26 protein-coding genes are annotated in these 25,068 nt (G+C 71.2%); 3 read left to right on the top strand and 23 right to left on the bottom strand.

Annotation, left to right across the window (positions count from 1 at the left end; translation table 11 throughout):
* Positions 1–80: 80 nt before the first annotated feature.
* On the top strand, positions 81–680 hold the full coding sequence (locus MCBG_RS00250) for a TetR/AcrR family transcriptional regulator (RefSeq protein WP_043322870.1): 600 nt from the start codon (positions 81–83) through the stop codon (positions 678–680).
* A 109-nt stretch (positions 681–789) separates the two neighbouring features.
* Here MCBG_RS00250 and MCBG_RS00245 read toward each other — a convergent pair whose 3' ends face one another.
* The 8 genes from MCBG_RS00245 to MCBG_RS00210 all read right to left on the bottom strand — a co-directional run bounded on the left by MCBG_RS00245 (position 790) and on the right by MCBG_RS00210 (position 8,995).
* Positions 790–1,374: a hypothetical protein gene (locus MCBG_RS00245; protein WP_043322868.1), complete on the bottom strand. Its 585-nt coding sequence runs from the start codon at positions 1,372–1,374 to the stop codon at positions 790–792.
* 94 nt (positions 1,375–1,468) lie between these two features.
* A complete protein-coding gene (locus MCBG_RS00240; RefSeq protein ID WP_043322864.1) occupies positions 1,469–2,536 on the bottom strand; it encodes a lytic polysaccharide monooxygenase auxiliary activity family 9 protein in 1,068 nt (355 codons plus the stop codon).
* 182 nt (positions 2,537–2,718) lie between these two features.
* Positions 2,719–3,411 (bottom strand): urea ABC transporter ATP-binding subunit UrtE, encoded by a 693-nt coding sequence (gene urtE / locus MCBG_RS00235; RefSeq protein WP_043329913.1) that lies wholly within the window; start codon positions 3,409–3,411, stop codon positions 2,719–2,721.
* The gene (gene urtD, locus MCBG_RS00230) at positions 3,411–4,187 is read right to left on the bottom strand and encodes an urea ABC transporter ATP-binding protein UrtD (RefSeq protein WP_084789371.1); all 777 of its coding nucleotides are present in this window, start codon (positions 4,185–4,187) and stop codon (positions 3,411–3,413) included. The genes urtE and urtD overlap by 1 nt, the downstream gene beginning before the upstream one ends.
* On the bottom strand, positions 4,184–5,314 hold the full coding sequence (gene urtC, locus MCBG_RS00225) for an urea ABC transporter permease subunit UrtC (RefSeq protein ID WP_043322861.1): 1,131 nt from the start codon (positions 5,312–5,314) through the stop codon (positions 4,184–4,186). Before urtC ends, urtD begins: the two co-directional genes overlap by 4 nt.
* The gene (gene urtB / locus MCBG_RS00220) at positions 5,311–6,198 is read right to left on the bottom strand and encodes an urea ABC transporter permease subunit UrtB (RefSeq protein ID WP_043329910.1); all 888 of its coding nucleotides are present in this window, start codon (positions 6,196–6,198) and stop codon (positions 5,311–5,313) included. The genes urtC and urtB overlap by 4 nt, the downstream gene beginning before the upstream one ends.
* Positions 6,199–6,263: 65 nt before the next feature.
* Positions 6,264–7,508, bottom strand: a complete 1,245-nt coding sequence (gene urtA / locus MCBG_RS00215; RefSeq protein ID WP_043322858.1) for an urea ABC transporter substrate-binding protein — start codon at positions 7,506–7,508, stop codon at positions 6,264–6,266.
* A gap of 404 nt (positions 7,509–7,912) precedes the next feature.
* On the bottom strand, positions 7,913–8,995 hold the full coding sequence (locus tag MCBG_RS00210; RefSeq protein WP_043322855.1) for a substrate-binding domain-containing protein: 1,083 nt from the start codon (positions 8,993–8,995) through the stop codon (positions 7,913–7,915).
* A gap of 96 nt (positions 8,996–9,091) precedes the next feature.
* On the opposite strand from MCBG_RS00210, the gene MCBG_RS00205 reads away from it, so the two are divergent.
* Positions 9,092–9,568 (top strand): MarR family winged helix-turn-helix transcriptional regulator, encoded by a 477-nt coding sequence (locus MCBG_RS00205; protein WP_043322852.1) that lies wholly within the window; start codon positions 9,092–9,094, stop codon positions 9,566–9,568.
* On the opposite strand, the gene MCBG_RS00200 is transcribed toward MCBG_RS00205, so the two are convergent.
* From MCBG_RS00200 to MCBG_RS00175, 6 genes are read right to left on the bottom strand one after another with little or no spacing between them, the layout of a single operon-like run.
* Positions 9,555–10,292, bottom strand: a complete 738-nt coding sequence (locus MCBG_RS00200; RefSeq protein ID WP_043322848.1) for an urease accessory protein UreD — start codon at positions 10,290–10,292, stop codon at positions 9,555–9,557. The genes MCBG_RS00205 and MCBG_RS00200 overlap by 14 nt on opposite strands.
* Complete coding sequence (ureG, locus tag MCBG_RS00195) at positions 10,292–11,050, bottom strand: urease accessory protein UreG (protein WP_043322846.1); 759 nt, start codon at positions 11,048–11,050, stop codon at positions 10,292–10,294. The genes MCBG_RS00200 and ureG overlap by 1 nt, the downstream gene beginning before the upstream one ends.
* Positions 11,040–11,729: an urease accessory protein UreF gene (locus MCBG_RS00190; RefSeq protein ID WP_043322844.1), complete on the bottom strand. Its 690-nt coding sequence runs from the start codon at positions 11,727–11,729 to the stop codon at positions 11,040–11,042. Before MCBG_RS00190 ends, ureG begins: the two co-directional genes overlap by 11 nt.
* The gene (locus MCBG_RS00185) at positions 11,729–13,432 is read right to left on the bottom strand and encodes an urease subunit alpha (protein ID WP_043322842.1); all 1,704 of its coding nucleotides are present in this window, start codon (positions 13,430–13,432) and stop codon (positions 11,729–11,731) included. Before MCBG_RS00185 ends, MCBG_RS00190 begins: the two co-directional genes overlap by 1 nt.
* Positions 13,429–13,809 carry an urease subunit beta gene (locus MCBG_RS00180; protein WP_051610833.1) on the bottom strand — a complete coding sequence of 127 codons (381 nt, stop codon included), beginning with the start codon at positions 13,807–13,809 and terminating at the stop codon, positions 13,429–13,431. The genes MCBG_RS00185 and MCBG_RS00180 overlap by 4 nt, the downstream gene beginning before the upstream one ends.
* The gene (locus MCBG_RS00175) at positions 13,806–14,108 is read right to left on the bottom strand and encodes an urease subunit gamma (RefSeq protein ID WP_043322840.1); all 303 of its coding nucleotides are present in this window, start codon (positions 14,106–14,108) and stop codon (positions 13,806–13,808) included. Before MCBG_RS00175 ends, MCBG_RS00180 begins: the two co-directional genes overlap by 4 nt.
* A gap of 755 nt (positions 14,109–14,863) precedes the next feature.
* Here MCBG_RS00175 and MCBG_RS00170 point away from each other — a divergent pair.
* The gene (locus MCBG_RS00170; RefSeq protein ID WP_043322839.1) at positions 14,864–16,501 is read left to right on the top strand and encodes a lipase family protein; all 1,638 of its coding nucleotides are present in this window, start codon (positions 14,864–14,866) and stop codon (positions 16,499–16,501) included.
* Between the two features lie 82 nt (positions 16,502–16,583).
* Here MCBG_RS00170 and MCBG_RS00165 read toward each other — a convergent pair whose 3' ends face one another.
* From MCBG_RS00165 to MCBG_RS00130, 9 genes are all read right to left on the bottom strand, one after another.
* Positions 16,584–16,970, bottom strand: a complete 387-nt coding sequence (locus tag MCBG_RS00165; RefSeq protein ID WP_124778765.1) for a DUF7144 family membrane protein — start codon at positions 16,968–16,970, stop codon at positions 16,584–16,586.
* Between the two features lie 749 nt (positions 16,971–17,719).
* Positions 17,720–18,256 (bottom strand): phosphatase PAP2 family protein, encoded by a 537-nt coding sequence (locus tag MCBG_RS30985; protein ID WP_167435504.1) that lies wholly within the window; start codon positions 18,254–18,256, stop codon positions 17,720–17,722.
* Positions 18,257–18,301: 45 nt separating this feature from the next.
* The gene (locus MCBG_RS34620; protein WP_255358557.1) at positions 18,302–18,436 is read right to left on the bottom strand and encodes a hypothetical protein; all 135 of its coding nucleotides are present in this window, start codon (positions 18,434–18,436) and stop codon (positions 18,302–18,304) included.
* Positions 18,433–19,287: a DMT family transporter gene (locus MCBG_RS00155; RefSeq protein ID WP_043322834.1), complete on the bottom strand. Its 855-nt coding sequence runs from the start codon at positions 19,285–19,287 to the stop codon at positions 18,433–18,435. Before MCBG_RS00155 ends, MCBG_RS34620 begins: the two co-directional genes overlap by 4 nt.
* A 40-nt stretch (positions 19,288–19,327) precedes the next feature.
* Entirely contained in the window at positions 19,328–20,449 is a 1,122-nt protein-coding gene (locus tag MCBG_RS00150; RefSeq protein ID WP_369799345.1) for an MGDG synthase family glycosyltransferase, read from the bottom strand.
* A gap of 141 nt (positions 20,450–20,590) precedes the next feature.
* On the bottom strand, positions 20,591–22,822 hold the full coding sequence (locus tag MCBG_RS00145) for a hypothetical protein (protein ID WP_223200960.1): 2,232 nt from the start codon (positions 22,820–22,822) through the stop codon (positions 20,591–20,593).
* A gap of 178 nt (positions 22,823–23,000) precedes the next feature.
* Positions 23,001–23,564 (bottom strand): dihydrofolate reductase family protein, encoded by a 564-nt coding sequence (locus tag MCBG_RS00140; protein ID WP_043322832.1) that lies wholly within the window; start codon positions 23,562–23,564, stop codon positions 23,001–23,003.
* An 818-nt stretch (positions 23,565–24,382) separates the two neighbouring features.
* On the bottom strand, positions 24,383–24,760 hold the full coding sequence (locus MCBG_RS00135) for a VOC family protein (RefSeq protein ID WP_051610830.1): 378 nt from the start codon (positions 24,758–24,760) through the stop codon (positions 24,383–24,385).
* 20 nt (positions 24,761–24,780) lie between these two features.
* Positions 24,781–25,023, bottom strand: a complete 243-nt coding sequence (locus MCBG_RS00130; RefSeq protein WP_030498879.1) for a DUF5988 family protein — start codon at positions 25,021–25,023, stop codon at positions 24,781–24,783.
* Between the last annotated feature and the right edge of the window lie 45 nt (positions 25,024–25,068).

Raw genomic sequence — 25,068 nt, 5'->3', positions numbered from 1 at the left:
CATGCTTGACAATATTTGACCCCGCGTAAATTTGGTGGGCATGCAAGGCGCATGTGTCCAGTCGATAGACTCGGCGCACCATGGTCGACCCTCCGCCTTATCGCCACACCGCGCGCCGCCACCTGCGCGACGCGGTCCTGAAGGCCGGCCGCGACCTGGCGATCGACCGCGGCTGGGACGCGGTACGAATGGCCGACGTGGCGGCCCGCGTGGGCGTGAGCAGGCAGACGCTCTACAACGAGTTCACCAACAAGGCCGGACTCGGCGAAGCCATCGCACACCGCGAGATCGACCGGTTCACGGACGGCGTACGGGAGGCGTTGTCCGCACACGGCGGCGACGTGCGGGCCGCCGTCCATGCCGCGGTCACGTTCGTGTTGACGCAGGCCGGCACCGACCCGCTGGTCAAAACCGTCCTCAACAGCGCCCGAGGCACCGACGCCCTGCTCCCCTACCTGACCACCCGCGCCGACCTGGCCCTGGCCGCCGCCGTCACGGTGCTGAGCGAGTGGGCGGGCACGCACCTGCCCCGGGTGCCGGCCGATGACGTCACCGTCGGCGCCGAATCCCTCGCGCGACTGGTCGTCAGCCACATCGTGCTGCCGACCGCGCCCGTCGACACCACCGCCGACACCCTCGCCGATCTGGCACAACGCTTTTTGGACCCGCCGCGGGCGTGAACCGGCGCAACAGCTGCCACAGACGGCGGAAGGAGAGCATCCCCGCCGGTGACGATCTGCTGCCGGCCAGGCCGCTTGCCCGCCGGCGGGTGTCGGCCGTCCGGCGTGGTCAGAGGCCGGCGGCGGCGTCGTACCGGCGTCGCAGGTCGGCCATCTCCGATGCGGGCAACGCCTCCCTGAGCGCCAGTTCCTCGTACTTGTCGGGGAACATCTCCCGTAGCCGGTCGACGAACCTGACGTCGGCGGTCGCCTCGACCACCTGAATGCCGGGAGGTTGGGTGGTCATGTCCATGATCACCGGGCCGACGAGCTTGACCGCCCCGTCCCAGTGGCGCTTCTGTTCGGCGACGCCGCAGAGGTGGAAGCCGTAGACCGTCTCGACGTCGGCCAGTGTGGCGGCCCCGGTGGGCTCGTAACCGTAGACATGGACTCCGCAGACGATCGCCGGCGGCGCCTGCTCTCCGGCCGGCGCCTGTGGGGCGGTGTGCCCGGCGTGCTGATGATCTTTCGGGTCCGCCTGCTCGAGGGTCGTACGCATCCGGGTCAGGATCTCCTGGCGGAGAACTGCCGGGTCCGTCCTCGGGGTGGTCGAGGTGAACAGGGCGGCCACACCGAGCGACGCGGCAAGCAGGCACACCTCGATCCACACGAAGACGCTTCGGTACCAGCCGCCGACGCCTACCCGGGAAATCATTGTCGTTCCTCACCTCGTCGCGGTTCCTGATGCTGGCGCAGGGCCCTGCCGGCGGTGGGGTGGCGCGTGCCGCGCCACCCCACCGCAGACGCTGTTACCGGGCGGTGCAGGTGAGGGTGGGTGCGGAGTTGGTGCCGTTCCAGGAGGCGTTGAAGCCGAAGCTGGTGCTGGCGTTGGCGCTCAGGGAACCGTTGTAGGCGACGTTCGACGCGGAGACCGACGAGCCGCTGGAGGTGACCGTCGCGTTCCAGGCGTTGGTGATGCTCTGGCCGTTGGGCCAGGTCCACGCCACCGTCCATCCGGAGATGGCGGCGTTGCCGGCCTGGACGGTGACATCGGCGCCGAAGCCACCGGACCACTCGCTGGTCTTGCGGTAGGTGGCGGTGCAGGCGCCGTTGCCGGCCGGCGGCGGCGTGGTGGGCGGCGCCGTGGTGGGCGGCGGGGTGGTGGGCGGCGCCGTGGTCGGCGGCGGGGTCGTCGGCGGCGGGTTGTTGCCGCCGCCGAAGATCACGTCACTGCAGAGGTAGTACGGCTGGTCGAGGTGGGACGCCTGCCAGATGGTGTAGACGACGTGCCGCCCGGTGCGGTTGCCCGCGTTCACCTGCGCCTCGTAGAGCCCGGTGGTCGGGTAGCTGCCGGTGCGCAGCACCAGTTCGAGGCTGTTCCAGGTGAGGGGCTGGGTGGTCGGGTCGAAACCCTGCTTGGTGATGTAGATCAACATGTAGTCGGCACCGTGCTTGGCGCCGTCGGTCAGCGTCAGCGTGAAGTTGTTCGGCATCGACTTCGCGGTCCACGCGCCGACCGCGTCGAGCGAGGCGTACAGGCCGTTCTGGGTGCGACCACCGCTGCACAGCTGCCCGTCCGGCACGGCGGCCTGGTGGTTGCCGCCGACGTTCTCGCGGTACAGGCCGTTCCAGTTCCACATGGTGTTCGGGTTGGCCTGCCACGCCTGCCAGCACATCGGGTCGGTCTGGGCCATCGTGGGGTTGAGGTGGTCGGAACCCCAGCGCTCGTAACATCCGTAGTTGCGTGACGGCGGGTTGGTGACCGATCCGTGCGCCGAGGCCGGACCGGCCTGGTTGACCACGACCATCGTGAACGAGGCGACGAGAACTGCGGCCGCGGCCAGTCCCAGACGGCGTGCTGTCCGTGAGATTTTCATGATGCTCCAGTGGATGCGCCGACGCCCAGTGGCCCTCGCTGGGTGCCCACCCCGGAGAAGGTGACGCCGATCGATTCAAGCCGCCCACCAGGTGGACGGCACTGCTGCCCAGCAGCGCTTGGCGACTCCCAGCCACGATCTTAGTAAAGACCGCCGTCAATGTAAATCGGACCCGTCCCGGATCAGACCGCGAGAGCCGCCCGTACCTCCCGCTCCGCCGTCACTCCCCCGTCGCCGTGCGAGGTGACCCGGCCGGATTCGAGGACGTGATAGCGGTTCGCCACCCGCAGCGCGAACCCGAGATGCTGCTCGACGAGCAGCACGCTGAAGCCGGACTGCCGGGTCAGCTCGACGATCCGCTCCTGGATCTCGGCGACCACCGACGGCTGGATGCCCTCGGTCGGCTCGTCGAGCATGAGCAGCCGGGGCCGGGTGATCAACGCGCGGGCGATGGCGAGTTGCTGACGCTGGCCGCCGGAGAGGAGCCCGGCCCGCCGCCGCAGCAGCGGACGCAGCGCCGGGAACAGGTCCAGCGCCTCCGCCGTCGCCACCGCGCCGTCGCGCCGGGCATCGGCGACGAGGCGCAGGTTCTCCGCCGCCGTCAGGTGCGGGAAGCACTGCTGGCCCTGCGGGACGTACGCCATGCCACGCGCCACCCGCTCGTGCGGCGCGAGACGGGTGACGTCCTCGCCGTCCAGCTCGACGGTGCCGGCGCTCGGGCGCAGCAGGCCCGCCGCGACCCGCAGCAGGGTGCTCTTGCCGGCGCCGTTGTGCCCGAGCACCGCGGCCACCCCGCCGGGCGGGACGGCGAGGTCCACGCCGTGCAGCACCCGGGAACGCCCGTATCCGGCGCGCACCCCACGCAGGGTCAGCATCATGCCTCCAGAGGGCTGGGGACCGACCCGGCGTCGACCGGGTGGCCGAGGTAGACCTCCTGCACGCGCGGGTCCGCCTGGACCTGCGCCACGGTGCCCTCGCTGAGCACCCTCCCCGCGTGCAGCACGGTGACGCTGCGCGCGAAGCGACGCAGGAAGTCCATGTCGTGCTCGATCACCACCACCGTGCGATCCCGGCTCACCGTCTCCAGCAGGACGCCCGTGGCGTCGCGCTCCTCGTGGCTCATCCCGGCGACCGGCTCGTCGAGCAGCAGCAGCCGCGCGTCCTGCACCAGCAGCATGCCGATCTCCAGCCACTGCTTCTGGCCGTGCGCGAGCGTGCCGGCGAGCTGGTCGGCCCGGCCGGCCAGCCCGATGGTCTCCAGCGCGGCGGCCACCTCGTCGGGGATCCCCCGCCGGCGCCGGGCCAGGGTGGCCCAGCTCCGGCGGGCGCCCGCGGCGATGTCGAGGTTCTGCACGACCGACAGCTCCTCGAAGACCGTCGACGTCTGGAACGTCCGGCCGACGCCGAGCCGGCTGATCCGGTGCACCGGGCGACCCAGCAGCTCCTGGTCGCCGAAGCGCACCGAGCCGGTGGCCCGCACCAGACCGGTGATCGCGTCGACAAGGGTGGTCTTGCCGGCGCCGTTCGGCCCGATCAGGAACCGGATGTCACCGGCGGGCACCTCCAGCGAGACGCCGTCGACGGCGGTGAAGCCGTCGAAGCTGACCCGCACGTCACGGACGGACAGCCCGTCCAGCCGGTCGTCGCTCACTGGTGCACCTCCGCCCGCTCGGCGCGGCGGCGGGCCAGCGCCCACAGCGACGCCAGGCCGCCGGGAAGGAACGCCACGACCACCACGAAGAGCAGACCCTGCAGGTACGTCCAGGTGCCCGGGAAACGTTCGGAGAGGGCGGTACGCGCCCAGGCCACCGCCACCGCGCCGAGCACCGGCCCGAGCAGCGTGGCCCGGCCGCCCACCGCCACACCGATGACGAACTCGATCGACGGGACGATGCCGATGAGGGCGGGCGAGATGATGCCCACCGCCGGCACGAACAGCGCGCCGGCGAGGCCCGCCATACCCGCCGCCACCACGTAGGCGACGAGCTTGACCGACGCCGGGTCGTAGCCGAGGAAGCGGACCCGCTCCTCGCTGTCCCGCACCGCCACCAGCAGTTCCCCGTAGCGGCTGTGGACGATCTGGCGGGCCAGCGCGAGCAGCGCGAGCAGGACGCCGGCGATGATGAAGTAGACCATCCGCTGGTTGACCGGGTCGTCCAGGTCGTAACCGAAGAAGCCCTGGATGTCGGTGAGCCCGTTGGTGCCGCCGGTGGTCCCCTGCTGGCCGATCAACAGGATCACCATGGCGGCGGCGAGCGCCTGGCTGAGGATGGCGAAGTACGCGCCCCGCACCCGGCGGCGGAACACCAGTGAGCCGAGCCCGAACGCGACGGCCATCGGCAGCAGCACCGTGGCCGGCAGCGCGAACCACGGGCTGGCGAACGGCCGCCACCAGACCGGCAGTTCGTCGAGCTGCCCGTACAGCTGCATGAAGTCGGGCATCCCACCGGGACCCGCGTCGGCGAGCTTGAGGTGCATGGCCATCGCGTAGCCGCCCAGGCCGAAGAAGACGCCCTGGCCGAGGGTGAGCATGCCGCCGCGCCCCCAGGCGATGCCGATGCCGACGGCCACCATGGCGACGCAGAGGTACTTGGCGAGCAGGGCCAGCCGGAAGTCCGACAGCGCCAGCGGCGCGACGGCGAACAGCAGCGCCGCGCCGAACGCGAACCCCGCCGCCGCGCGCAGCCGGGACCGGCCACCGGGCCGGCTCCCAGGCGCGACGTCGGCCGGGGCCGGTGCGCCGGCGGTGCTCGGCGGCGCGGGTGTCACGGCGGTCATGCGAGGCTCCTGGTCCGCAGGGTGAACAGGCCCTGTGGCCGCCACTGGAGGAACGCGACGATCGCCACGAAGACGATCACCTTGGCGACGCTGAGGGTCGTGAGGTACTCCCCGGTGGCCTGGAGGACCCCGAGGGCGAAGGCAACGATCACGCTGCCCTTGAGCTGACCGATCCCGCCGACCACGACAACCAGGAAGGCGTCGATGATCAGGTTGGTGCCCATGGTCGGGCCGATCGGGCCGAGAAGGGTGAGCGCCACCCCGGCGAGCCCGGCCAGGCCCGAGCCGAGAAAGAAGGTCGTCCGGTCGACCCGGGCGGTGGGGATGCCGGACACCGCGGCGAGGTCGCGGTTCTGCACGACCGCGCGGATCCGGCGCCCAAGCGGGGTGAACCGCAGCGCCAGCGTGAGGGCGGCGACGGCGGCCAGGGCCAGGGCCAGGATGAACAGCCGGTTGTTGGCGACCGTCAGCCCGCCGGGCACCGCCACGTTGCCGGTGAGCAGATCCGGCGCGCGGGTCTGCACGTTCGGACTGCCGAAGATGTCCCGCGCGAGCTGTTGCAGCATCAGGGACACGCCCCAGGTGACCAGCAGGGTGTCCAGCGGACGGGCGTAGAGCCGGCGGATCAGCAGGATCTCCAGCAGCACCCCCATCGTGCCGGCGACCACGAACGCCACCGGCAGCGCGACCAGCAGCGACAGGCCGGCGCCGGTGATGCTCTGTTGCAGCACGTACGTGGTGTACGCGCCGGCCATGATGAACTCGCCGTGCGCCATGTTGATGACGTTCATCTGGCCGAAGGTCAGCGCCAGCCCGAGCGCGATGAGCAGCAGCACCGCGCCGATGCTGATGCCGGTGAAGAGTTGACCGAAGAGGACTGTCACGGTGGGTACTCCCGTACTGCTGGTCGAAACCCCGGGCGGGGCCACCCCGCCCGGGGCCGGCGTCGTCAGCTCAGGCCGCTCGCCCACGGATAGGTCTTCAGGTACGGGTCCGGCGCGATCGGCTTGCCGGAGTTCCACACCTCGGTGATCAGGCCGTCCGCGCCGACCTTGCCGATGCGGGCGGTCTTGGCGATGTGCTGGGTCTTGCCGTCGACGGTGACCAGGCCCTCCGGCGCCTCGAAGGTGATGCCGTCGGAGGCGCCACGGACCTTCTCGACGTCGAACGCGCCGGCCTTCTCGACCATCGCCTTCCACAGGTAGACGCTGACGTAGGCGGCTTCCATCGGGTCGCTCGTCGGCTTGTCCGCGCCGTACTTCGCCTTGTACGCGGCCACGAACTTGCCGTTCGCCGCGCCGGGCGTGGTCTGGTAGTAGTTCCAGGCGGTCAGCTGGCCCTCCAGGTACTGGGTGCCGATGCTCTTGACCTCCTCCTCGGCGATGGACACCGACACCACAGGCATCGCGGCGGCGGTGAGCCCGGCCGACTTGTACTCCTTGAAGAACGCCACGTTGCTGTCGCCGTTGAGGGTGTTGAAGACCGCCTTCGCGCCGGACGACCTGACCTTGTTGACGATCGTGCCGAATTCGGTGGACCCGAGCGGCGCGTAATCCTCGCCGACCACAGTCATGCCGTTCGCCGCCGCGTACGCCTTGATGATTTTGTTCGCCGTTCGCGGGAAGACGTAGTCGCTGCCGACCAGGTAGACCGATTTCGTTCCCTGGGCCTTGAGGTAGTCGAGCCCGGGGACGATCTGCTGGTTTGTCGTCGCGCCCGTGTAGAAGATGTAGGGCGACTGTTCCAGGCCCTCGTACTGCACCGGGTAGAACAGCAGCGCCTTGTTCTTCTCGAACACCGGCTTGACCGCCTTGCGGCTGGCCGACGTCCAGCACCCGAAAACGGCCGCGACCCGGTCCTCGGAGATCAGCTTCTCGGCCTTCTCCGCGAAGGTGGGCCAGTCCGAGGCGCCGTCCTCCCCGATCGGCTGGATCTTCTTGCCGAGGACGCCGCCGGCCGCGTTGATCTCCTCGACGGCGAGCATGATGGAGTCGCGGACGGTGACCTCGCTGATCGCCATGGTGCCGGAGAGCGAGTTGAGCAGGCCCACCTTGACGGTGTCGCCGGAGACGTCGGCGGTGACGCCGGCCGCGCCGCCCTCGTCACTGGTCTTGCTGCCGCACGCGGTCACGGCGACCGCGGCGACGAGGGTCATGGCCCCCGCCAGGATGCGGCGGCCCCAAAGAAGTGACATCTAATCTCCCTGCGGTGCGCTCAAGTAGCGAAAGGACGGTCGGTGCGGTCCGGTGGAGTTGGCGATGCCGGGGTCGACGGGTGGACGTCGCCTGTGGTCATCGCATCGGCTTTGGGCACGCAAAGCGTTGACCGGCATGATTGCGCGGACGTTTCCCGGTCCTTAATTGACTGTTTCCCGGAAACCCGGAGAGAACGCACGCCGCAACGGCTGACACCGCCCCGTGCGAGGCGGTGCCAGCCGTGATGAATTCGGTGAAGAATTGCGCCACCACAATGGTCGGCGGACAGATTCCGCCGACGGTGGACAGACATTCGCGGTATCCACCCCTGGGGTAGATACTTCACGCAGGAAGTATCTTAGGGCCGGGCCGGGTGGACGTGTCAAGGGCCGGTACCGGGCGGTCAGAGCTGGGCGAGCACTGTGAAGTCGAGACCGTCTGCCTCGGCGAGGTAGATCCGCTGGCGCACGTGCCGTCGACGCAGCTGCAGCCGGCCGCGCGGCCCGTGGTACGCCACCGTGTCGGCAGCCGTCTCGATCGCCCGCACGTCGAGGGTGCGGGCCTGCCCGATCAGCGCGGCGAGCAGCATCACGCCCTCGTAGCAGGACTCCCCCAGGCTGCCCAGCGGCGGCGCCTCCACCCCGAACCGGCGGGCGAACTCGCCGTGGAAGTCGAGGTTCTCCGGCGTCACGAGGCCGGCGAAGAAGCCCGCCGTGCTGTAGAGCCGCCGCGTCGCGCCCGCCCCGCTGGCCAGCAGCATGTTCTCGTCCATCAGGGTGCTCAGCCGCAGGCAGCGCTGGTCCATCGCGGCGCGCGCGAACGCCCGGTTGAACCGCACCGCGTCCGCGCCGACGAGCAGCATCACCACCGCGTCGGCCTCGCTGCGCTCGATCCGGCGCAACACGTCGTCGAAGTCGTGTGTCTCCAACGGCAGGAACGCCTGCCCCACCACGCGACCACCGCCGCGCAGCGCGTACCGCTGGGCCGCCCGCGCGGTGCGCCGGGGCCACACGTAGTCGTTGCCGACCACGAACCAGCGGCGCGCGCCCTGCTCCCCCGCGAGCAGCCGCATCGCGGGCCACAGCTGGGCGTCCGGCGTCTCGCTGGTCAGATAGACCCCTTCGGTACGTTCACCGCCCTCGTACAGGGCGGTGTAGACGTACGGCACGCGGTGCGCGACCCGGGGCGCGAGCGCCTGCCGCACCGAGGAGATGTGCCAGCCGGTCACGCCCTGCACGGCGCCCACCGACACCAGCGCCTCCACCTGGGCGGCCACCTCGGCCGGCGGGGCGCCACCGTCGACCGGCACCAGCCGCACCTCGCGGCCCAGCACCCCGCCACCGGCGTTGATCTCCTCGACCGCGAGCTGGGCGCAGAGTTCGCAGGTCGGGCCGAACATTCCCGCCGGCCCGCGCATCGGGTACACCAGCGCGATGCTGACCACGGCCCGATCGACTGTGAGCCACGGCGGGGCCGGCGCGGACATGAGCCCATGATTGCCCGGCCGACGTGGGAAAACCATAGCTCTCCATGGAGCGGGACGAGTCGCTACCATGGCAGGGCCACCGGCCCAGGGGGTTCCATGTCAGACGTGCCCGGGGCGCCAGCCGATCTGCTGCGCTCGCTCACCCGCGCCGAACGGCTGCTCTCCCGCCGGTTGGCCGCCGTGCTGGCCGACGACGACCTGACCACCGAGGCGTGGCGGGTGCTCTGCCTGCTCGCCGACGGGCAGGGCCATCCGATGAGCGAGGTGTCCGCCGAGGCGTCGTTGCCGCCGGGGACCCTCACCAAGCTGGTCGACCAGCTCGTCGACCGGAACTTGGTGTTCCGGCGGATCGACCCGCTGGACCGGCGACGCATCCGGGCCCACCTGACCGCCCGAGGCCGCCGCGAGCACGCCCGCCTCGACGAGCGGGTCCGCACCAGCCTCGCCGAGGCGGGCGTACCGGCCGACACTCCCCTGCTCGACCACCTCGCCGACCTGATCGCCCGGCTCGACCCGACGACTCGCCGCGACAACGCCGAGGCGGCCGGCGTTCGCCTCACTACACCTCGGTGAGCAGCGGATCGCCGTCGAGGTGGGCGCGCAGCGTGTGCGCGTCGGCAGCGGTGGCGGTCCACAGTGTCGCCGGACCGCCCGCCAGGGGCAGCCGGGCGACGGTGCCCTCGACCGTCGCGGGCTCGTGGGGCAGCGACGGGTCCACCACCAGCAGTGACCCGGTGGCCGGCGCGCCGCCGAGCACCGCGGGGCCGGCCCAGCCGGGCGCGCCCGGTCCCACGGCAAGCGACTGGCGCAGCAACGGACGGCCGTCGTAGTCGACCCGGGTGTGCACGACCGCGCTGCCCGGCGCCTCGCCGTACCGGCCGCAGATCACCTCGTCGCGCCAGGTCAGCCTCGCCCCGGCGGCCACCTCGACCCGGGACTCGGCGAGGTGGGCGCAGCCGGCCGCGGCGACCAGTTGCTCCGGCAGCCAGTGCAGCGCGCCGCCGTCGTGCACCACGGCACGGACCGCCATCCGCGACACGACGCCGGGCCGGCCGGGCAGGGCGACCGATGCGGCGACGGTGTGCAGCCACACCGCCGCCCCCGGTCCCACGTCGATCTCCAGCCGCAGGTCGTCGCCGGCGAGCGGGCCGGCCGCCCCGCCGACCACGTACACCGTCACGGCCCGACCGCGCCCGGGCGTCTGCCGCAGCAGCAGCGGTGTCTCACCGCGCAGCTCGGCGAGGACCGTGCCGCCCAGGCCGTCGGCCCGGGCCACCAGCCGGGCGTACGCGCGCATCAGGCCGGGCCGCCCCGCGCGGCGACCGGGTGCAGAGCCGCGTGGTGGGCCAGTTCGTGGCGGATCCAGTCGGCGACCTGCCCCGCCGCCGGGTCGCCGACGATCGACAGGAACACGGTCGGCAGGTCGCCGCGCCGGGCCCGCGCGTCCCGGTCCATGACGGCCAGGTCCGCGCCCACCATGGGGGCCAGGTCGGTCTTGTTGATCACGAGCAGGTCGGCGGACGTCACCCCGGGTCCGCCCTTGCGCGGCACCTTGTCCCCGCCGGCCACGTCGACCACGAATATCTGCCGGTCCACCAGCCCTCTGCTGAACGTGGCGGTCAGGTTGTCCCCGCCGCTCTCGACCAGCACCAGGTCCAGCGGGCCGACCGCCTCGGCCAGCTCGTCCACGGCGTCGAGGTTGGCCCCGATGTCGTCCCGGATGGCGGTGTGCGGGCAGCAACCGGTCTCCACGGCGCGGATCCGGGCCGGGTCCAGCACACCGGCCCGCTTGAGGAAGTCGGCGTCCTCGGTCGTGTAGATGTCGTTTGTGACCACGCCGAGTCGCAGCTCGCCGGCGAACGCCCGGCACAGGGCCGCCACCAGGGCGGTCTTGCCGGACCCGACCGGCCCGCCGATGCCGACGCGCAGCGCCCGGCCGGCTTGGGCCAGCGGCGGATGCGGGTCCACCCCCGGCTCGGGGTGGGTGTGCGGAACGGTCTCGTCGTGCGGGGCAGGATTCCGGTCGGCCTCGGGCGCAACGGTGTCAGGACGCAAAGAGACGCACCTCCCAGGTGGCATGAGCTTCGGCATGGATGTCGGCAAGCGGGGCGGCCGCCGCGGGCAGCCGCTCGGGTGGGTCGTCGGCGGCCCGGGCCGCCGCCGCGGCGATGCCGTCACACCGGCCGGCGAGACCCACAAGCAGGGCCTGGACCCGGTACGGGTCGAGGCCGAGCAGGCGTACCGCCGCACTGGCCGCACCGGTCACCGTCCCGTGGACGGCGACCGTGGCGGTCTCGGCGCGGCTCAGGCCCGCGGCGGCGCAGAGCAGCCCGAGCACCAACGGCTGGTGCGCTCCGCCGGGTGTGGCGGGCAGGTCGTCGAAGGACGCCTCCGGCCAGATGGCCCGGCCCGCGCGCAGCAGGGCCCGTCCCTGGCGGCGGGACACCGTACGCAGCGCCGGCGCCGCCGTCCGGGCGTCCAGCTCCGCGTCGAGCAACGCCAGCGTGGACCCGCGTACGGCGGAACCCGACGTCACCGCCCGGTGCGCCGCCGCCGCGAACGCCGCACCGACCAGCCCGGCGGTGGCCAGCCGACCGGCCAGGAACGCCTCCAACGTGGCCAGGTCGGTGACCCGGCCGGCGGCGACGGCCGCCTCCAGGCCGCCGGAGTGGGCGTGCGCGCCGGCCGGGAAGCGACCGTCGGCCACCAGCAGGAGCAGGCTCGACGTCGTCATCAGAACAGGAAGTACCGCTGGGCCATCGGCAGGCGTGTCACCGGGTCCGGCTCCACCACCTGACCGTCGATCCGCACGGTGAACGTGTCCGGGTCCACCTCGATCCGGGGCATCGCGTCGTTCTCCGGCAGGTCGGCCTTGCCCCGCGAGCGCACGTCCGCGACGGGCACCACCCGTCGCCGCACGTCCAGGCGCAGCCCGGCGTCGAGGGCGGCCGGCGCGACGAACGCCAGGCTGGTCGCAGCCGCCGCGGCGCCGTACGCCCCGAACATCGGGCGTGGCAGCACCGGCTGCGGCGTCGGGATGGACGCGTTGGCGTCACCCATCTGGGCGTACGCGATCATGCCGCCCTTGAGCACCAGGTGCGGTCGTACGCCGAAGAACGCCGGATCCCACAGCACCAGGTCGGCCAGCTTGCCCGGCTCGACCGAGCCGATCTCCCGGTCCAGCCCGTTCGCCATCGCCGCGCAGATGGTGTACTTCGCCACGTACCGGCGGGCCCGGTGGTTGTCGGCCGCGCCGTCGCCGGGTAGCGCGCCGACCCGCTCCTTCATGACGTGCGCGCTCTGCCAGGTTCGCAGGATCACCTCGCCCACCCGGCCCATCGCCTGCGAGTCGGAGCCGATGATGGAGATCGCGCCGAGGTCGTGCAGCAGGTCCTCGGCGGCCATGGTGGACGGCCGGATGCGGCTCTCGGCGAAGGCCAGGTCCTCCGGCACGGACGGGTTGAGATGGTGGCAGACCATCAGCATGTCCAGGTGCTCGGCCAGGGTGTTAGCGGTGTACGGCCGGGTCGGGTTGGTCGACGACGGCAGCACGTTCGGCTCGCCGGCCACTGTGATGATGTCCGGCGCGTGCCCGCCTCCCGCACCCTCGGTGTGGTACGAGTGGATGGCCCGGCCGGCGATCGCCCGCAGCGTGTCGGCCACGAAACCGGCCTCGTTGAGGGTGTCGGTGTGAATGGAGACCTGCACCCCGGAGGCGTCCGCCACCCGCAGGCAGGCGTCGATCGCCGCCGGTGTGGTGCCCCAGTCCTCGTGCAGCTTGAAACCGCCCGCGCCGGCGCGCAGCTGCTCCCACAGCGCCTCCGGTGAGACGGTGTTGCCCTTGCCGAGCAGCAGCACGTTGACCGGCAGCGTGTCCAGCGCCTCGTGCATGCGGGCCAGGTGCCAGGCGTTCGGGGTGACAGTCGTGGCCCGGGTGCCCTCGGCGGGGCCGGTGCCGCCGCCGACGAGTGTGGTGATGCCGCCGGCGAGCGCCTCGGTGACGATCTCCGGGCAGATGAAGTGCACGTGCGTGTCGACGGCGCCGGCCGTGAGGATCCGGCCGTTCCCGGCGATGACCTCGGTGGCCGGGCCGATGACCAGCTCGGGGTGGACGCCGGGCATGGTGTCCGGGTTGCCGGCCCGGCCCAGCGCCACGATCCGCCCGTCGCGCAGACCCACGTCGGCCTTGACCACCCCCCAGTGGTCGAGCACCACCGCGCCGGTGATGACGGTGTCGAGGGCGCCCTCGGCGCGGGTCGCCCGCGACTGGCCCATCGACTCGCGGATCACCTTGCCGCCGCCGAAGACCGCCTCGTCGCCGCCTGCGCAGTGGTCGGTCTCCACCTCGATCAGGAGGCTCGTGTCGGCCAGCCGGATGCGGTCGCCGGTGGTCGGCCCGTACAAATCGATGTAGCGGTCCCGCCGCACGGCGGTCACCGCGTCGGCCCGTCGGTCGTCGGCGCCCCGCTCGTCGGCGCGTCTGTTCCCGGCGCGGCCGGTGGCGCTTCGTCCAGCGGCCCGGCGCACTCGCCGCGCAGGCCGGGCACGACGCGTGCGCCGCCGAGCGGAACCAGCTCGACGGTGCGGCTCACGCCCGGCTCGAACCGGACCGAGGTGCCCGCCGCAACGGCGAGACGCTGACCCCAGGCGAGCGCCCGGTCGAACATCAGGGCCGGGTTGGCCTCGGCGAAGTGGTAGTGCGAGCCGACCTGCACCGGACGGTCGGCCGTGTTGACCACGACCAGAGTGGTCACCGGCCGGCCCACGTTGATCTCGACCGGGCCGGCCGCCGGCAGGATCTCCCCGGGGATCACGGGATCGGGTGGTGCACCGTCACGAGCTTGGTACCGTCCGGGAACGTCGCCTCCACCTGCACCTCCCTCAGCAGCTCGGGGATGCCGTCCTGGACGTCCTCGCGGCCGAGCACGCTCCGGCCGGCCGACATGAGGTCCACCACCGACCGTCCGTCACGGGCCCCTTCGAGAAGGAAAGCGGTGATGATCGCGACGGCTTCGGGATAGTTGAGTCGCAGGCCGCGCTCGCGGCGGCGGCGAGCGACGTCGGCCGCGACGTGGACGAGCAGGCGGTCCTGCTCGTGCGGGCTGAGGAACACGGGATTCTCCGGTGGGGTCGGCGTGGCCCGCTCGCCGTCGGCTCCGCGTGGAGCCGCGCCGGGCAGGACCACCCGGAGTACGAGCTGGAGTCACACGACCGCCGCGACGCCGCCTACGGGTGGCCCGGGACTCCACCATCCCGGCCCGCGCGACGGGCACCCGGCGGTGTCGGTCGGATGCGGACCGCACCGCCCACCGCTTGAGCAGACCGTAGAGGATCGCCACCGGCGGGGGCAACAGTGTGCTCGGTGTGAGGGATCGAGCCCTGCCGGTGTCCGGGTCGGATGGCACGCCAGGGACGCCCCCAGTACCCCATTCGCGAGCTGACGCGGGCGCACGTCGGGGAAGCCGTCGTCGGGTATTCCTGCAACTGTGGTGCGAAGACGAGGAGATCCGACGGCAGGCGGTGCTCGAACGCGCTGCCGCGATGCGTCGCCGAACTTCGTCCCTACGTCGAGGACGCAGGTGCAGCCACCGCGGCCGGCGGCGTCGATGTCGGACAGGTTGCCGGAGGGTGAGGGCCCGCCCGGTGGTGGGTAGCCGGCGCGGTGCGCGGATGGCGACTCGCTGACAAGGGTCCGAACCCGCTCCCAGAAGGGCAGCCGGCGGCGCCAGCAACGCCGCCTTCGCGGTCCGGCCATCCCGGCAGGCGCGGCGGTGCTGTTCCTATCGGGTACGGCCTTGCGGGATACGCCGTCGTTTGGGTGTGGTGTGCGGAAATCTCCATGCAGAGGGCAACGGCAAGGGAGGCAGCGTGCTGGTCGCGGACCGCAGACTGGTGGGCCTGCTGCTGCTGACCGCGGTGTCTCCGACGGTCGAGGCCGTCGTCTTGGTCTCGCTGGGTTTCGTCGCGGCGCGGGGCCTCGCGCCGCAGGCGGCGGCGGTGTGGCCGTACGACACCTACCACGACCTGCGGTGGCTGTATGTCTATCACGACTCGTGGCCGTCATTCGTGTTCTGGCTCAGTTTGCTGGTGGTGGCCCGAGGGCTCTTTCACACGCTGCTGGTGATGTTGGCATGGCCGGCTGAGGTGCCTCGGCCACCGGCGCGGTGGCTGTTGAAACGGAATGTCGGGCTCGCCGCGTTGGTGGCGGTCTTCGTCGCCCCGTGGGCCTTGATCTCGGTGGCCGCGTCGGTGGTGGCGCTGTCCTGGGTCCTGCTGGCCTCCCTGGTGCCGTTGTTCCTGCTGGCGCCATTCCTGCAACGGGCGGCTGTGGTAGGGCCGTGGTGGCGAGGCCTGCCGTCGATCTCGCTGGTGGGATGGTCGATGCTCAACTTCGTGGTGCTGACCGTGGCCGGCGCGTTGTGCTGGAGTCTGCCGGGCTGGTGGTCGGTGCCGGTGGCCGCCGTGGCCGGGGTGGTCAACGGGCTGCTGTGGAACCGGACGGTCCGTACCGCGCTGATCAATCCGTCGACACGGTGGGTGAGGGTGCCGGCGACTCCCGTCGCGGCGGTTCTCGCCCTTGCGGTGCCGTTGCTCATCCCGCCGATGGTGGATGCCGTGCCGGACAAGAGCCTGCGGGCCGAGGCGGTGGTCCTCGACCACCCGCTGCCGCCCGACGTGCCGCAGGCAGTCATCGTCCTCGCAGGTTACGGGTCGTCGTACGGGGGCGAGCAACCTCTCGACAATCGTGTCGAGAGGTTCTCCTACCGGGGGTTGAGCCGGGACGGCACACCCCTGCCCTACCGGCCGCACGACACCACGATCTCGGTGGCGGACAGCGTGGGACTCCTCGACGCACAGGTGCGACGACTACACCAGCGCACCGGCCGGCCGATCGCCCTGATCGGGGAAAGCGAAGGCGCGATCGTCGCCCGAACCTACCTTCAGCAGCGAGCGCACCCCGCCGTCGACACGCTGGCCATGTTCAGTCCTCTGATCAACGCGGGTCGCGCCTACTACCCGCCCCCGCGCGAGAACCACGGCTGGGGCGTGGCGACGGGATCGCAGCTTCGGATCGTGTTCGGCGTGATGCGCCTGTTCGGTGGCCCACATGCCGGGCCCGACGAACCGTTCATCCGCTCCCTGGTCGACGACGCGCCGTTCTACCGTAACCAACTCATGTGTCCGGTGCCCGGGATCCGGATGGTCGCCTTCATTCCCACCACCACGGCCGCAGAGGCGCCACCCGGCGACTACAGCGGGATCCCCGTCTTCCAGATGCCCGGCGTACACGGGGGTCTTCTCAACCGCAGCCTGGTCGAAGACCGGCTCCTGACCTTCCTCTCCGGCGAACCGATCCAGCAGGAACGCGAGGAGTACCCACTCCTGCAACGTCTCGGCGCCGCCTGGCAGGCCCCGCCCCTGCCCATCGCGGCCAACCCGGCCTGGTCCGCGTTCCGGCAACCCGATCCCGCCTTCACGGGGAAGGTGTGTCAGCCAACCGACTGATCCGTCCTCGTTGGTCGCCGGCCCACCGCGGAGCCGGCCACTCGCTTGCGTAGGTGTGCGGGTAACCGTCGCCCGGACGCTCTCAAGCGACAGCGCGAGATCGATTGATGATCAGTAAGCGGGCGGCAGCCAGTGCCAGTCCGAGCACCAGCACCGTGCGGATCGGGTGATAGGTGAGGAAGAACAGGTGGAGCCCGACGAAGATCACCACCGCGGCCAGAGCCAGGGACGTCGACCAACGGCGGCGGAGCGGTCCGAGGGCTCCGGCCAGCGCCGTGAACACCCCGACGGCCAGATGCAGCCAAGCCCAGCCGGTGAGGTCGTGCTCGTGCACGGCACCGTCAGCAACCGAGACGTAGCGGGCGCCGCTCAGGTCGGCCGCACCAGCTACCGCGTCGAAGATCCCGGCCAGGCCCAGCAGGACAGCCGCCAGCCGCAGGCCCCTGTCGCTTGCGTTCCCGTCGGCCACCACACCCTCCGTAGGAACTCGCCCCTGCTGGCGGAGCGTCGATGTGGCGGGCAGACACCCATTCGGGCCCCTTGCTGCGCCTGCCCCGCCCTCCGATCTTTGCCGAAACGAGCCGATCCCAGACACCGAAGCGGGAGCGTCACCGCTGCGGGTGACCTCCGGCGGGCCGAGAACGGTCGGTGCGTGACCACATGCACCGGCCGTGCAGGCGCGCCGGGCGACCCGTGCACCCGAACAACCAGCTCGTCAGCGAGCTGCCGATCAGGAATCCGCAGTCCGGTACCTGCCGCAACAGGCACCACGTGTACGAGCGCGGGCACGGCATCAAGCGGATGAGCCACCCGGCGGTCGGACCGAGCATGCTGACGAGGCGCCATGCCGGGCACCCCGGACCAGACGCTGTTCCTCTGCGCCACCGACCCCGGCGTCCCGGCCCACGGCAACCTCCGTCTGCTGGGTCCCCTGACCGCCCAGGCCAAGCGGACGCCTCGTAGGGCCCAACGGGCAGCCCGCTCCCCGAGGCACAGCCACCGCCCCCGCACCTCGCCTACGGGGACGGCGGCCATGGCAGGCGCGTCACAAGCAGAGCGCCCAACGCATGGTCTGCCTCGCGGCAGCCCGGCATGAGGCACGTCCTGGGACATACGCCGGTCATCACGGGTGACGGCCTCGTCGTTACCGAAGGCTTCACGCGGTGGCGCCTCGTGAATGTGATGATCGGAGCCAGGGTCCGGCCGACTGGTGCCCCGCTATGTTCGTCGACTCGGTGCGCCGAGTCGACGCCGGCGGTGGCCCGCCAGGCTGACGGCCACGACGGCGAGGCCGGCGATGACTGCCGCGGCGAGGATGTCGCCCGGGTAGTGCACGCCGACCCAGACGCGGGCGACCCCGACGACAAGCGCCGCGCCGGCCAGTACCACGCCCCACCGGCGGCTCAGGAAGGCGTAAGCGCCGAATGCCAGCGCGAACGCGGCGGTGGCGTGGTCGCTGGGCAGCGAAACTCCCGCACCGTGAGGGATCAGCTGGTGCACGTGATGACTCTGGAACGGGCGCTGCTGACTGTTCGAATGCGCCAGGACGGTGGCTGCGGCAAAGGCGAGGACCAGGGCGGCGCCGAGCTCGACGACCGGGCGTGTTCGTCGGCGGCGCAGTGTCACCACGGCAAGCAATGCGGTGACTGCGAAGATCAGATACAGCAGCCTGGTCGCGGCGAACTCCATGACGTCGTCGATACCGTCGATGCGTCCGGCGTGATCGTTGATGAGTTCGAACAGGCGGTAGTTCACCATGTCATCCTGCCGACTCGGTGGCGGGACCTCGGGGAGATCGGGTTATCCGCGGCGTTCCGGTCGGCGAAGCAGCCCGTCGGCGACCAGTTCGATGGTCACCGCGACGGCGACCGCCTCGACGGGTGCGCCGACGCCGAGCAGCACGCCCACGAAGGCACCGGGAAGGGTGACGGTCACCGTCGGCGGTGTTCGACCGATCCCGCCGAGCAGGCGGAAGCAGCGAGCCACACGCCGCCGCCGACCGTGACGGCCGCCAGGACAAGGCCGACGATACGGATGGGCTCGTCGGAGAGTGTTTCCCGGAAGACGGTGATGGCGACGAGAACGCTGACGACGGGGTCGGTGAGCGTGAGAGCTGTCAGGGGTGCGGCGAGGCGACCGTGCTGGAAGGCGGCCTGATTCAGGATCAGCCCGATGGCGACGGCCACTATCAGCGCCGCGGATCGCCAGCTGACCACGGCGGACAGCAGGGAGCCCGGGGAGCCGCCGGCGAGGTCCTTGACCAGCGCCGCCGCGAAGCTGTACGCGACGCCGCTGGCCACGCCCAGCAGCGCGCCCCGCGCGGCGCCATGGCGGCGGCGCGCGGCCAGGACGCAGGCCGTAATGGCCGCCACCGCGCAGCTCATGGCGACCGTCCAGGCCGTCGGCGCAGGGCGGGTCACACCGGCGCGGACGTCGGCGAGAAGCAGGAACGCGGTCAGGCCCACCACGCCCACCGCAACCGCGAGCAGGTCCCGGCGCGCGACGCGCTGGCCGGCGATGACGGCCTCGATCAGCACTGCCATGAACAGCCCGCTGGCCATGATGGGTTGCACGACCGCGAGCGCGCCGGAACGCAACGCGAGCACCTGGAAGACGACTCCGGCCGTGTCCGGGATCCAGCCGGAAAGCCACAGGCGGTTGCGGAACAGCCGCAGCAACAGCCGCGGGTCGAGCGCTGCGAAGCGCGGCTGCTGGGCCGCGGCGCGCTGATGCAGCGCGGCGGACAGCGCGAAGCTGAAGGCCCCGGCCAGCGCGTAAAAGATCATGGCTGGGTGCAGGAGTGGTCCGCGGGTGAGCGCCGGGACGTCACCGCGGGTTCCCATCCACTCCGGCCCCGGACCGTAGGGTCGCGGACACGATCGCGGCCATGTCGTCGGCGCTGGTGAACGCCGGCAGGGCGGAAGCCGCTGTGCGGGTCAACTCCTGGCACAGGTCGGCGGGGTTTCGGACGTAGGTGGTCAGGCCTGCGCCGGCGAGCACCTGCGCATTGGCTCGGCCGTGGCCGGGAAGCGGGCGATAGGTGATGGTGGGCAGACCCGCGGCCAGTGCCTGCTGGCAGGTGAGGCCACCAGCGTTCTCCACGATCAGGTCCACCGCCTGCATGAGGGTGGGCATGTCGTCGACCCAGCCCATGACGTGCCCGGGAAAGCCGGCCAGGCGCCGGCGCAGGCTGTCGTTTCGTCCGCATACCACCACCGGTGTGACACAGCCGGCGGCCAGTACCTCCCTGGCGGTACGGGCCACGTCGCCGGCACCCCAGGACCCGGCGACGATGAGCGCTAGTCTTCCCTTTTCGGGCAGCGTGAACTGGGCGCGGGCGGCGCGTCTGGTGGCATCCGTCGGTGGCCGGTAGCGGGCGGGTACAAGCGGGTCGACGAGTCGGACGTCCGGTGCGCCACGAACAGCGGCTTGCTGCTGGGTGGCCTCGTGGATCACGCAGTAGGTGTCGACGCCGGTCGCCATCCAGGTCGGGTGGATGACGAAGTCGGTGACATAGGTGACGACCGGTGTGCTCAGCCTCCCGCTGTGGCGCAGCGGGCCGAGGACCTGGTTGGCGAACGGGAACGTCGACACGACCAGGCGGGTGTCCGGCGGCATTTGCATCAGCATCCGCCGGCGGGCCGACCGTAAGGCGGACCTGATCATAGCCACCAGCGGTGGCGAACGGTCGGTGATCGTGAACAAGGCGTCGTAGCTGAGCGGGCACCAGCGCAACAGCGACCGGTAACCTTCGCGGATCATCCCGTGCAGGGGCTTGGGCAGGGACGTGAAGAAGTTGAGGTGGTGCACCTCGACGCCGTCGAGGGCGAGCCGGGCAGCCAGTTCAGCGGCGGCGGCGTCGTGGCCCGCGCCGATGTCGGCCGACACCACGACGATCCCTCCGCCGCCACACCGGCGATCCGGTGCAGGCCACGGTCCGGGAGGGATCCGGGCATGAGGATGCTCCCGCCACCCGTTGTTCACGGGCGCGGGTACCCGCTGTCACCGTCGTCACACCTGACCACCGACGCGGCCTGGGCGACTCCCCCCGTGGTCGTCCAGGCCGCGCCCCGAACCTGACCTCACCACCTACGGCGCACGGCCACGGATCCTCCCGACGAGGAGCCTGACAGCGTCCTGGTACTCCGGTTGCGTGTGATACGGCCAGTGGCGTTCCACTGCGGGCGGAACGGTGTCCGTCGGCTCCACGGTGACACCGCGGGGATCGCGCAGCCGCACGTCGACAGTTGCGGCCTCCCGAGGTACGCCAGGCGTGAGGTCGGGATGGTCGAAGATCGGGGCGCCGATCGGGTCGGTATCACGCCACAGGTTGCGCCACCGCCAGTCGATCCGCTCACCGAGCTCCCACAGCACCCGTTCGCCGAGGTAGGCCGGGTAGAGGCGGGCATAGATCCGGTACAGGGGGCTGCCGTGGGTCAGCAACGCGATCCGTGGCAGAGTCTCGGATGGCAGGTGCAGGACGGTGGCGGCGGCCAGTACCGAGCCGTGGCTGTGCCCGGAGATCACCACGGGCCCATGCGCGGCCAGTGCGCAGACCCGCCGCGTCAGTTCGGGCACGGCCCGCGCCGCGTAGCAGGGCGGTGCGAACGGGTGCACCGTCCGGGGCCAGAACGTGCCCAGATCCCACAACACGCCGACGAGCCGGCGGGTCTCCGGCGACCGGTACGCGCGGTAGGCCAGGATCAGCAGTCCGACGACGATGAGGCTGATGATCCAGATACCGATGTCGGTGACATATGCGGTGAGCACGGCGAGCACGTCGTGGCGCCGATTGAGGCGGGCGGCGAGTTGTGTGGGGCCGATCCCGACGAGGTCGAGCGCCACGGTGGCGAGCCCGAGTGAGGAGACCACGAAGAACGCGACCAGGGTCGGCCCGAGTTCCTCGGTGACGAAGGAGCGGGCGACCGTGTCGCGGACCGCGGCCAGCCGCGGCGCCGCCGAAGCGGGCGCGTCGGGGTAGTCCCGCTCGACTACGCGTCGCGCGTACGCCCGACGACGGCGCCGGGCGGCGGGCAGGGTGAGGGCAATCGCCGCGGTGACGACAAGCAACGCGGCCAGCCCGGCGAGCGCGGCCCACCAGTACGCCACCGGTGGTTCCAGTGGGCCCAGCGCAGGTGGGCTGGGCCGGATCGGGTCGGGGATGCGGCCCCGGTCGAGATGGTCGGCGGTGCGGAACACCAACGTGGTGGTGTAGGCGGAGGTGACCGTGACCGACATCGCCGCCACCAGCGGCGTGCCGAGTCCGCGCAGCAGCGCGCGCGAGCCGGCCGGCCGGGTGTGCTGCCGCGCCAGCGTCACCGCGGCGATCAGGACCAGCAGCAGTCCCTGCGCGGTGACCAGGCCGGCGGCCGCGCCCTCGTAGCCGGGCATCTGCCCGACCACCACCGGCATCTCCCGTCGGGACACGGCGTATCCGAGACTCGACACGGTGGCCACCGCGACGAGGATCCACAGCAGGCGTCGCAGCGGGCCGGCCCACCTCACGCTCACTGTCACCAGCAGCAGCGCCGCGCAGAACAGCACGAGTCCGCCGGTGAGGCCGAGCAGCGCGACGGCTACGCCGTTCCACCGATCGTGTGACACCGCGACGACCAGGCTGAGGTAAACAGTGCCGGCGCCCAGCCCGACATGGATCTGACGCAGCCACGACGTCATCCGCTCGTCGTGCCAGATCCCCGGTGCGGCTAGGCTCCCGGTCGACTCCAGCAGCCGCTCGTGTGGCGGGGCGGCCTCGAAGCCTTCGAAGGCACGCGCCGAGCGCGCGCCGACGGCCCAGAACACCCGCAACGCCAGCAGCGGCACCAATGCCAGCACCGCCAGGCGCGGGCCCATTGGCAACGCCGCCAGCCAGGACAGGTACGGCCGCCCCTGCCGGCACTCCACGTACGGCACGCACTGCCAGCCAGGCAGGTTCATGCTCACCCCGACCAGCGCGAGCGTGAACGCCACGGTCAGCGACCCGGCGAGCAGGCGACACAACCCGCCGAGCAGGCCGAACCGGTCCGCCAGGGTGGGGCGCAGCCAGACCGCGAGGTTGCCCAGCATGAACGGCAACAGCAGCAGCATGGACGCCGTCCGCACCGCCACCCCCGCGGTCAGGGCCCCCCACCGGTACGCCTCCACCACCACCCCGGCGGTGGCGCCGCCCGCCCGACCGAGTCCCTCCCGGACCCGGTAGAACCCGGCGTGCCGGTCCCCCGCCACCCGCACCACGATCGGATGATCGACGATGGTCTCCGCCGACGCGCCGGAGACCCCGTGAACACGCAGCTCGACAGCCTCGTCACCGGGCGCGCTCACCAGGACAGCGTCACAGAAGCTGCCACGGTGCCGCTGCCGAACACCGAACACCGAGAGCGGGGATTGAGCCGCGCCCGGGATGCGTTCACCGAAGTGGGTGATGGTCGACCTCATCCGGTCGGATCAGCCGTCAGCGCCCCACCTTCACGCAAGCGCAGGCGATCGGACGGGCCGTCGTTCACTGCCCGACAGGGCGGTAGCGGAGGTGTACGACGCCGTTTCGGAATCGGCGCTCGTCGAGGAGTTCGAGGTCGACGCGCATGCCGGACGGCAGGCCCGGCTTACCCCCGCCGACGACCACGGGCCAGACGAACAGCTGGCACTCGTCGACCAGCCCGGCCTCAAGAGCCTGCGCCGCGAGGTTTGCACCTCCAACGGTGAGATCGCTGCCGGCCGTGGCCTTCAGTTCGCGTACCGCGGCGGGGTCGAAGCGGCGTTCGAGTCGGGTGTCGGCGGTCGACACCGCGGCGAGGGTCGTGGAGTACACGACCTTTCCCGCTGCCTGCCAGGCGCTTGCGAAGTCGGCCATGAGGTCGGACTGCCCGGCCAGAGCGGCGTCGGTTTCCCAGACGGCCATCGCCTCGTACAGCCGCCGTCCGTAGAGGAACGTGCCCACGGACCGCAGGAGATCGGTGTAGACGACGAACACCTCGTCGTCCATCGGCAACCAGGCGAACGCGCCGCGTTCGTCCTCCATGTAGCCGTCGAGCGACACGTTGTTCACATAGATCAGCTTGGCCATGCCTTACCTCTCGATGGTCAACCGCAACAGCCTGGACGCACGGGCGCATCACCCAGCAGCCTCGTGGGCTGCCCCGCTCATTGACTACGAACACCCCTGCCCAGATCCGACACCTCCGGCCGACACCAACGGCGAACGGTGCACGCCCACCGCCGCGTGTGCCGGCCGGGGCGACCGCCGGGCGGCTGCGTACGCTGGTGGCGGAGGCGCTGAGGGAACCGTCGGCCCGGCAGACGATCAGGTGATCGTCGCCCCCGCCGGCCCGCGTACGACTCAGGACCTGACGGCGGAAGCCGGACTGTCGGCGGGACCGCCGCGCGGCTGACCAGGAGACCGGAGGAGCGCCCAGGCGCCGCGCACCGCGCGGACTCCGGCGACGTCCCGCCGGACAGGCCGCGGGAACCCGCGCCGTACGCACGGTTCCCGCGGCCTGTCCATACTAATCGCGAGTGGTAAACTCCTACATCGATATTCCGGGGCTTCCTTCGTTATGCTGGCCAAGCATGTATGACACAATCGTCGTTGCAGCGGTTGCGTATCGGATCGCATTTCACGTAGTCGTCATAGCCCAGACCCGGAGGCGACATGTATGTACCGCATAGAGGTAATTTGTCAGATGAAGACCTCTACGCTAGGTAAATCCAAAATGTTGAAAGTTAGCCTCACCGCGGGAAAACATAGGCGCACAGGGTACTCTTTGCCCTGTACGAGTCCAACTCGCAAGCTCACCACGGGCATGGTATATAGTCACGGAAACTTAGGGCCGGGACGGCGGTGCCTCCCCGAACACCCATGGGATCAATCTAGTTTCTGAAATTTTAGGCAGTATGCGAGGTCGCTACGCACCAGAAGCTGACGGCGGGGTCGCGCAACGTGACCTGGTGCGACGGGGCAGCCGGCGGCTCGACATGGGCGCCCGCGGCCACCGCCCGCCGCAGCACCGACTCGGGGTCCGTCCGCTCGATGGTCAACACCTCGTCACGGTTCGCGGCCACCGACGGGTCGCCCGCCTCCCACCACTCGCTCACGATCAGGCGATGACCGCCGACGGCCAGTTCCGCGTGCACGACATGCCCGTCGAGCAGGCACTCCCGTTGGATGGCCACGGCGTCGAAGACGTCCGTGTAGAAGGCGATCGCCTCGCTCGTGTCGCTGACCGTCAGGTGCGGTCCCGTCCGCTGGTCCTGTGCCCGCATGAGACTGCTGCGTCCCTTCGCTACTCGGCGATCCGGGTCCGGCCGGTCCAGCGGAAGACCACCGGCTCGACCGTCGCGGCGGCGGTGCCCCGCTCGAAGTGCTCGTACCCGCCGTAGTACAGGATCTTGATCTTCTTCTCGGCCCTGGACACCCGACGGCTGCGCAGATCGGCCGGCAGGCCGGCCGGGCCGCCCTCCAGGACGACATCGATGACGCCGGCGGCGTCCCGGGCGACCGGATCAGCTTGCGAAACGTCCTTCATGGCACGACCTCCGTCGCATTCCGCACACCCCACGAGCCGCCGCAG

This window comes from Micromonospora sp. M42 (assembly GCF_000568915.1).
Lineage (GTDB): Bacteria > Actinomycetota > Actinomycetes > Mycobacteriales > Micromonosporaceae > Micromonospora > Micromonospora chalcea.
Note: the sequence above shows the minus strand (reverse complement) of the source record. Positions and strands in the feature narration are given on the sequence as shown.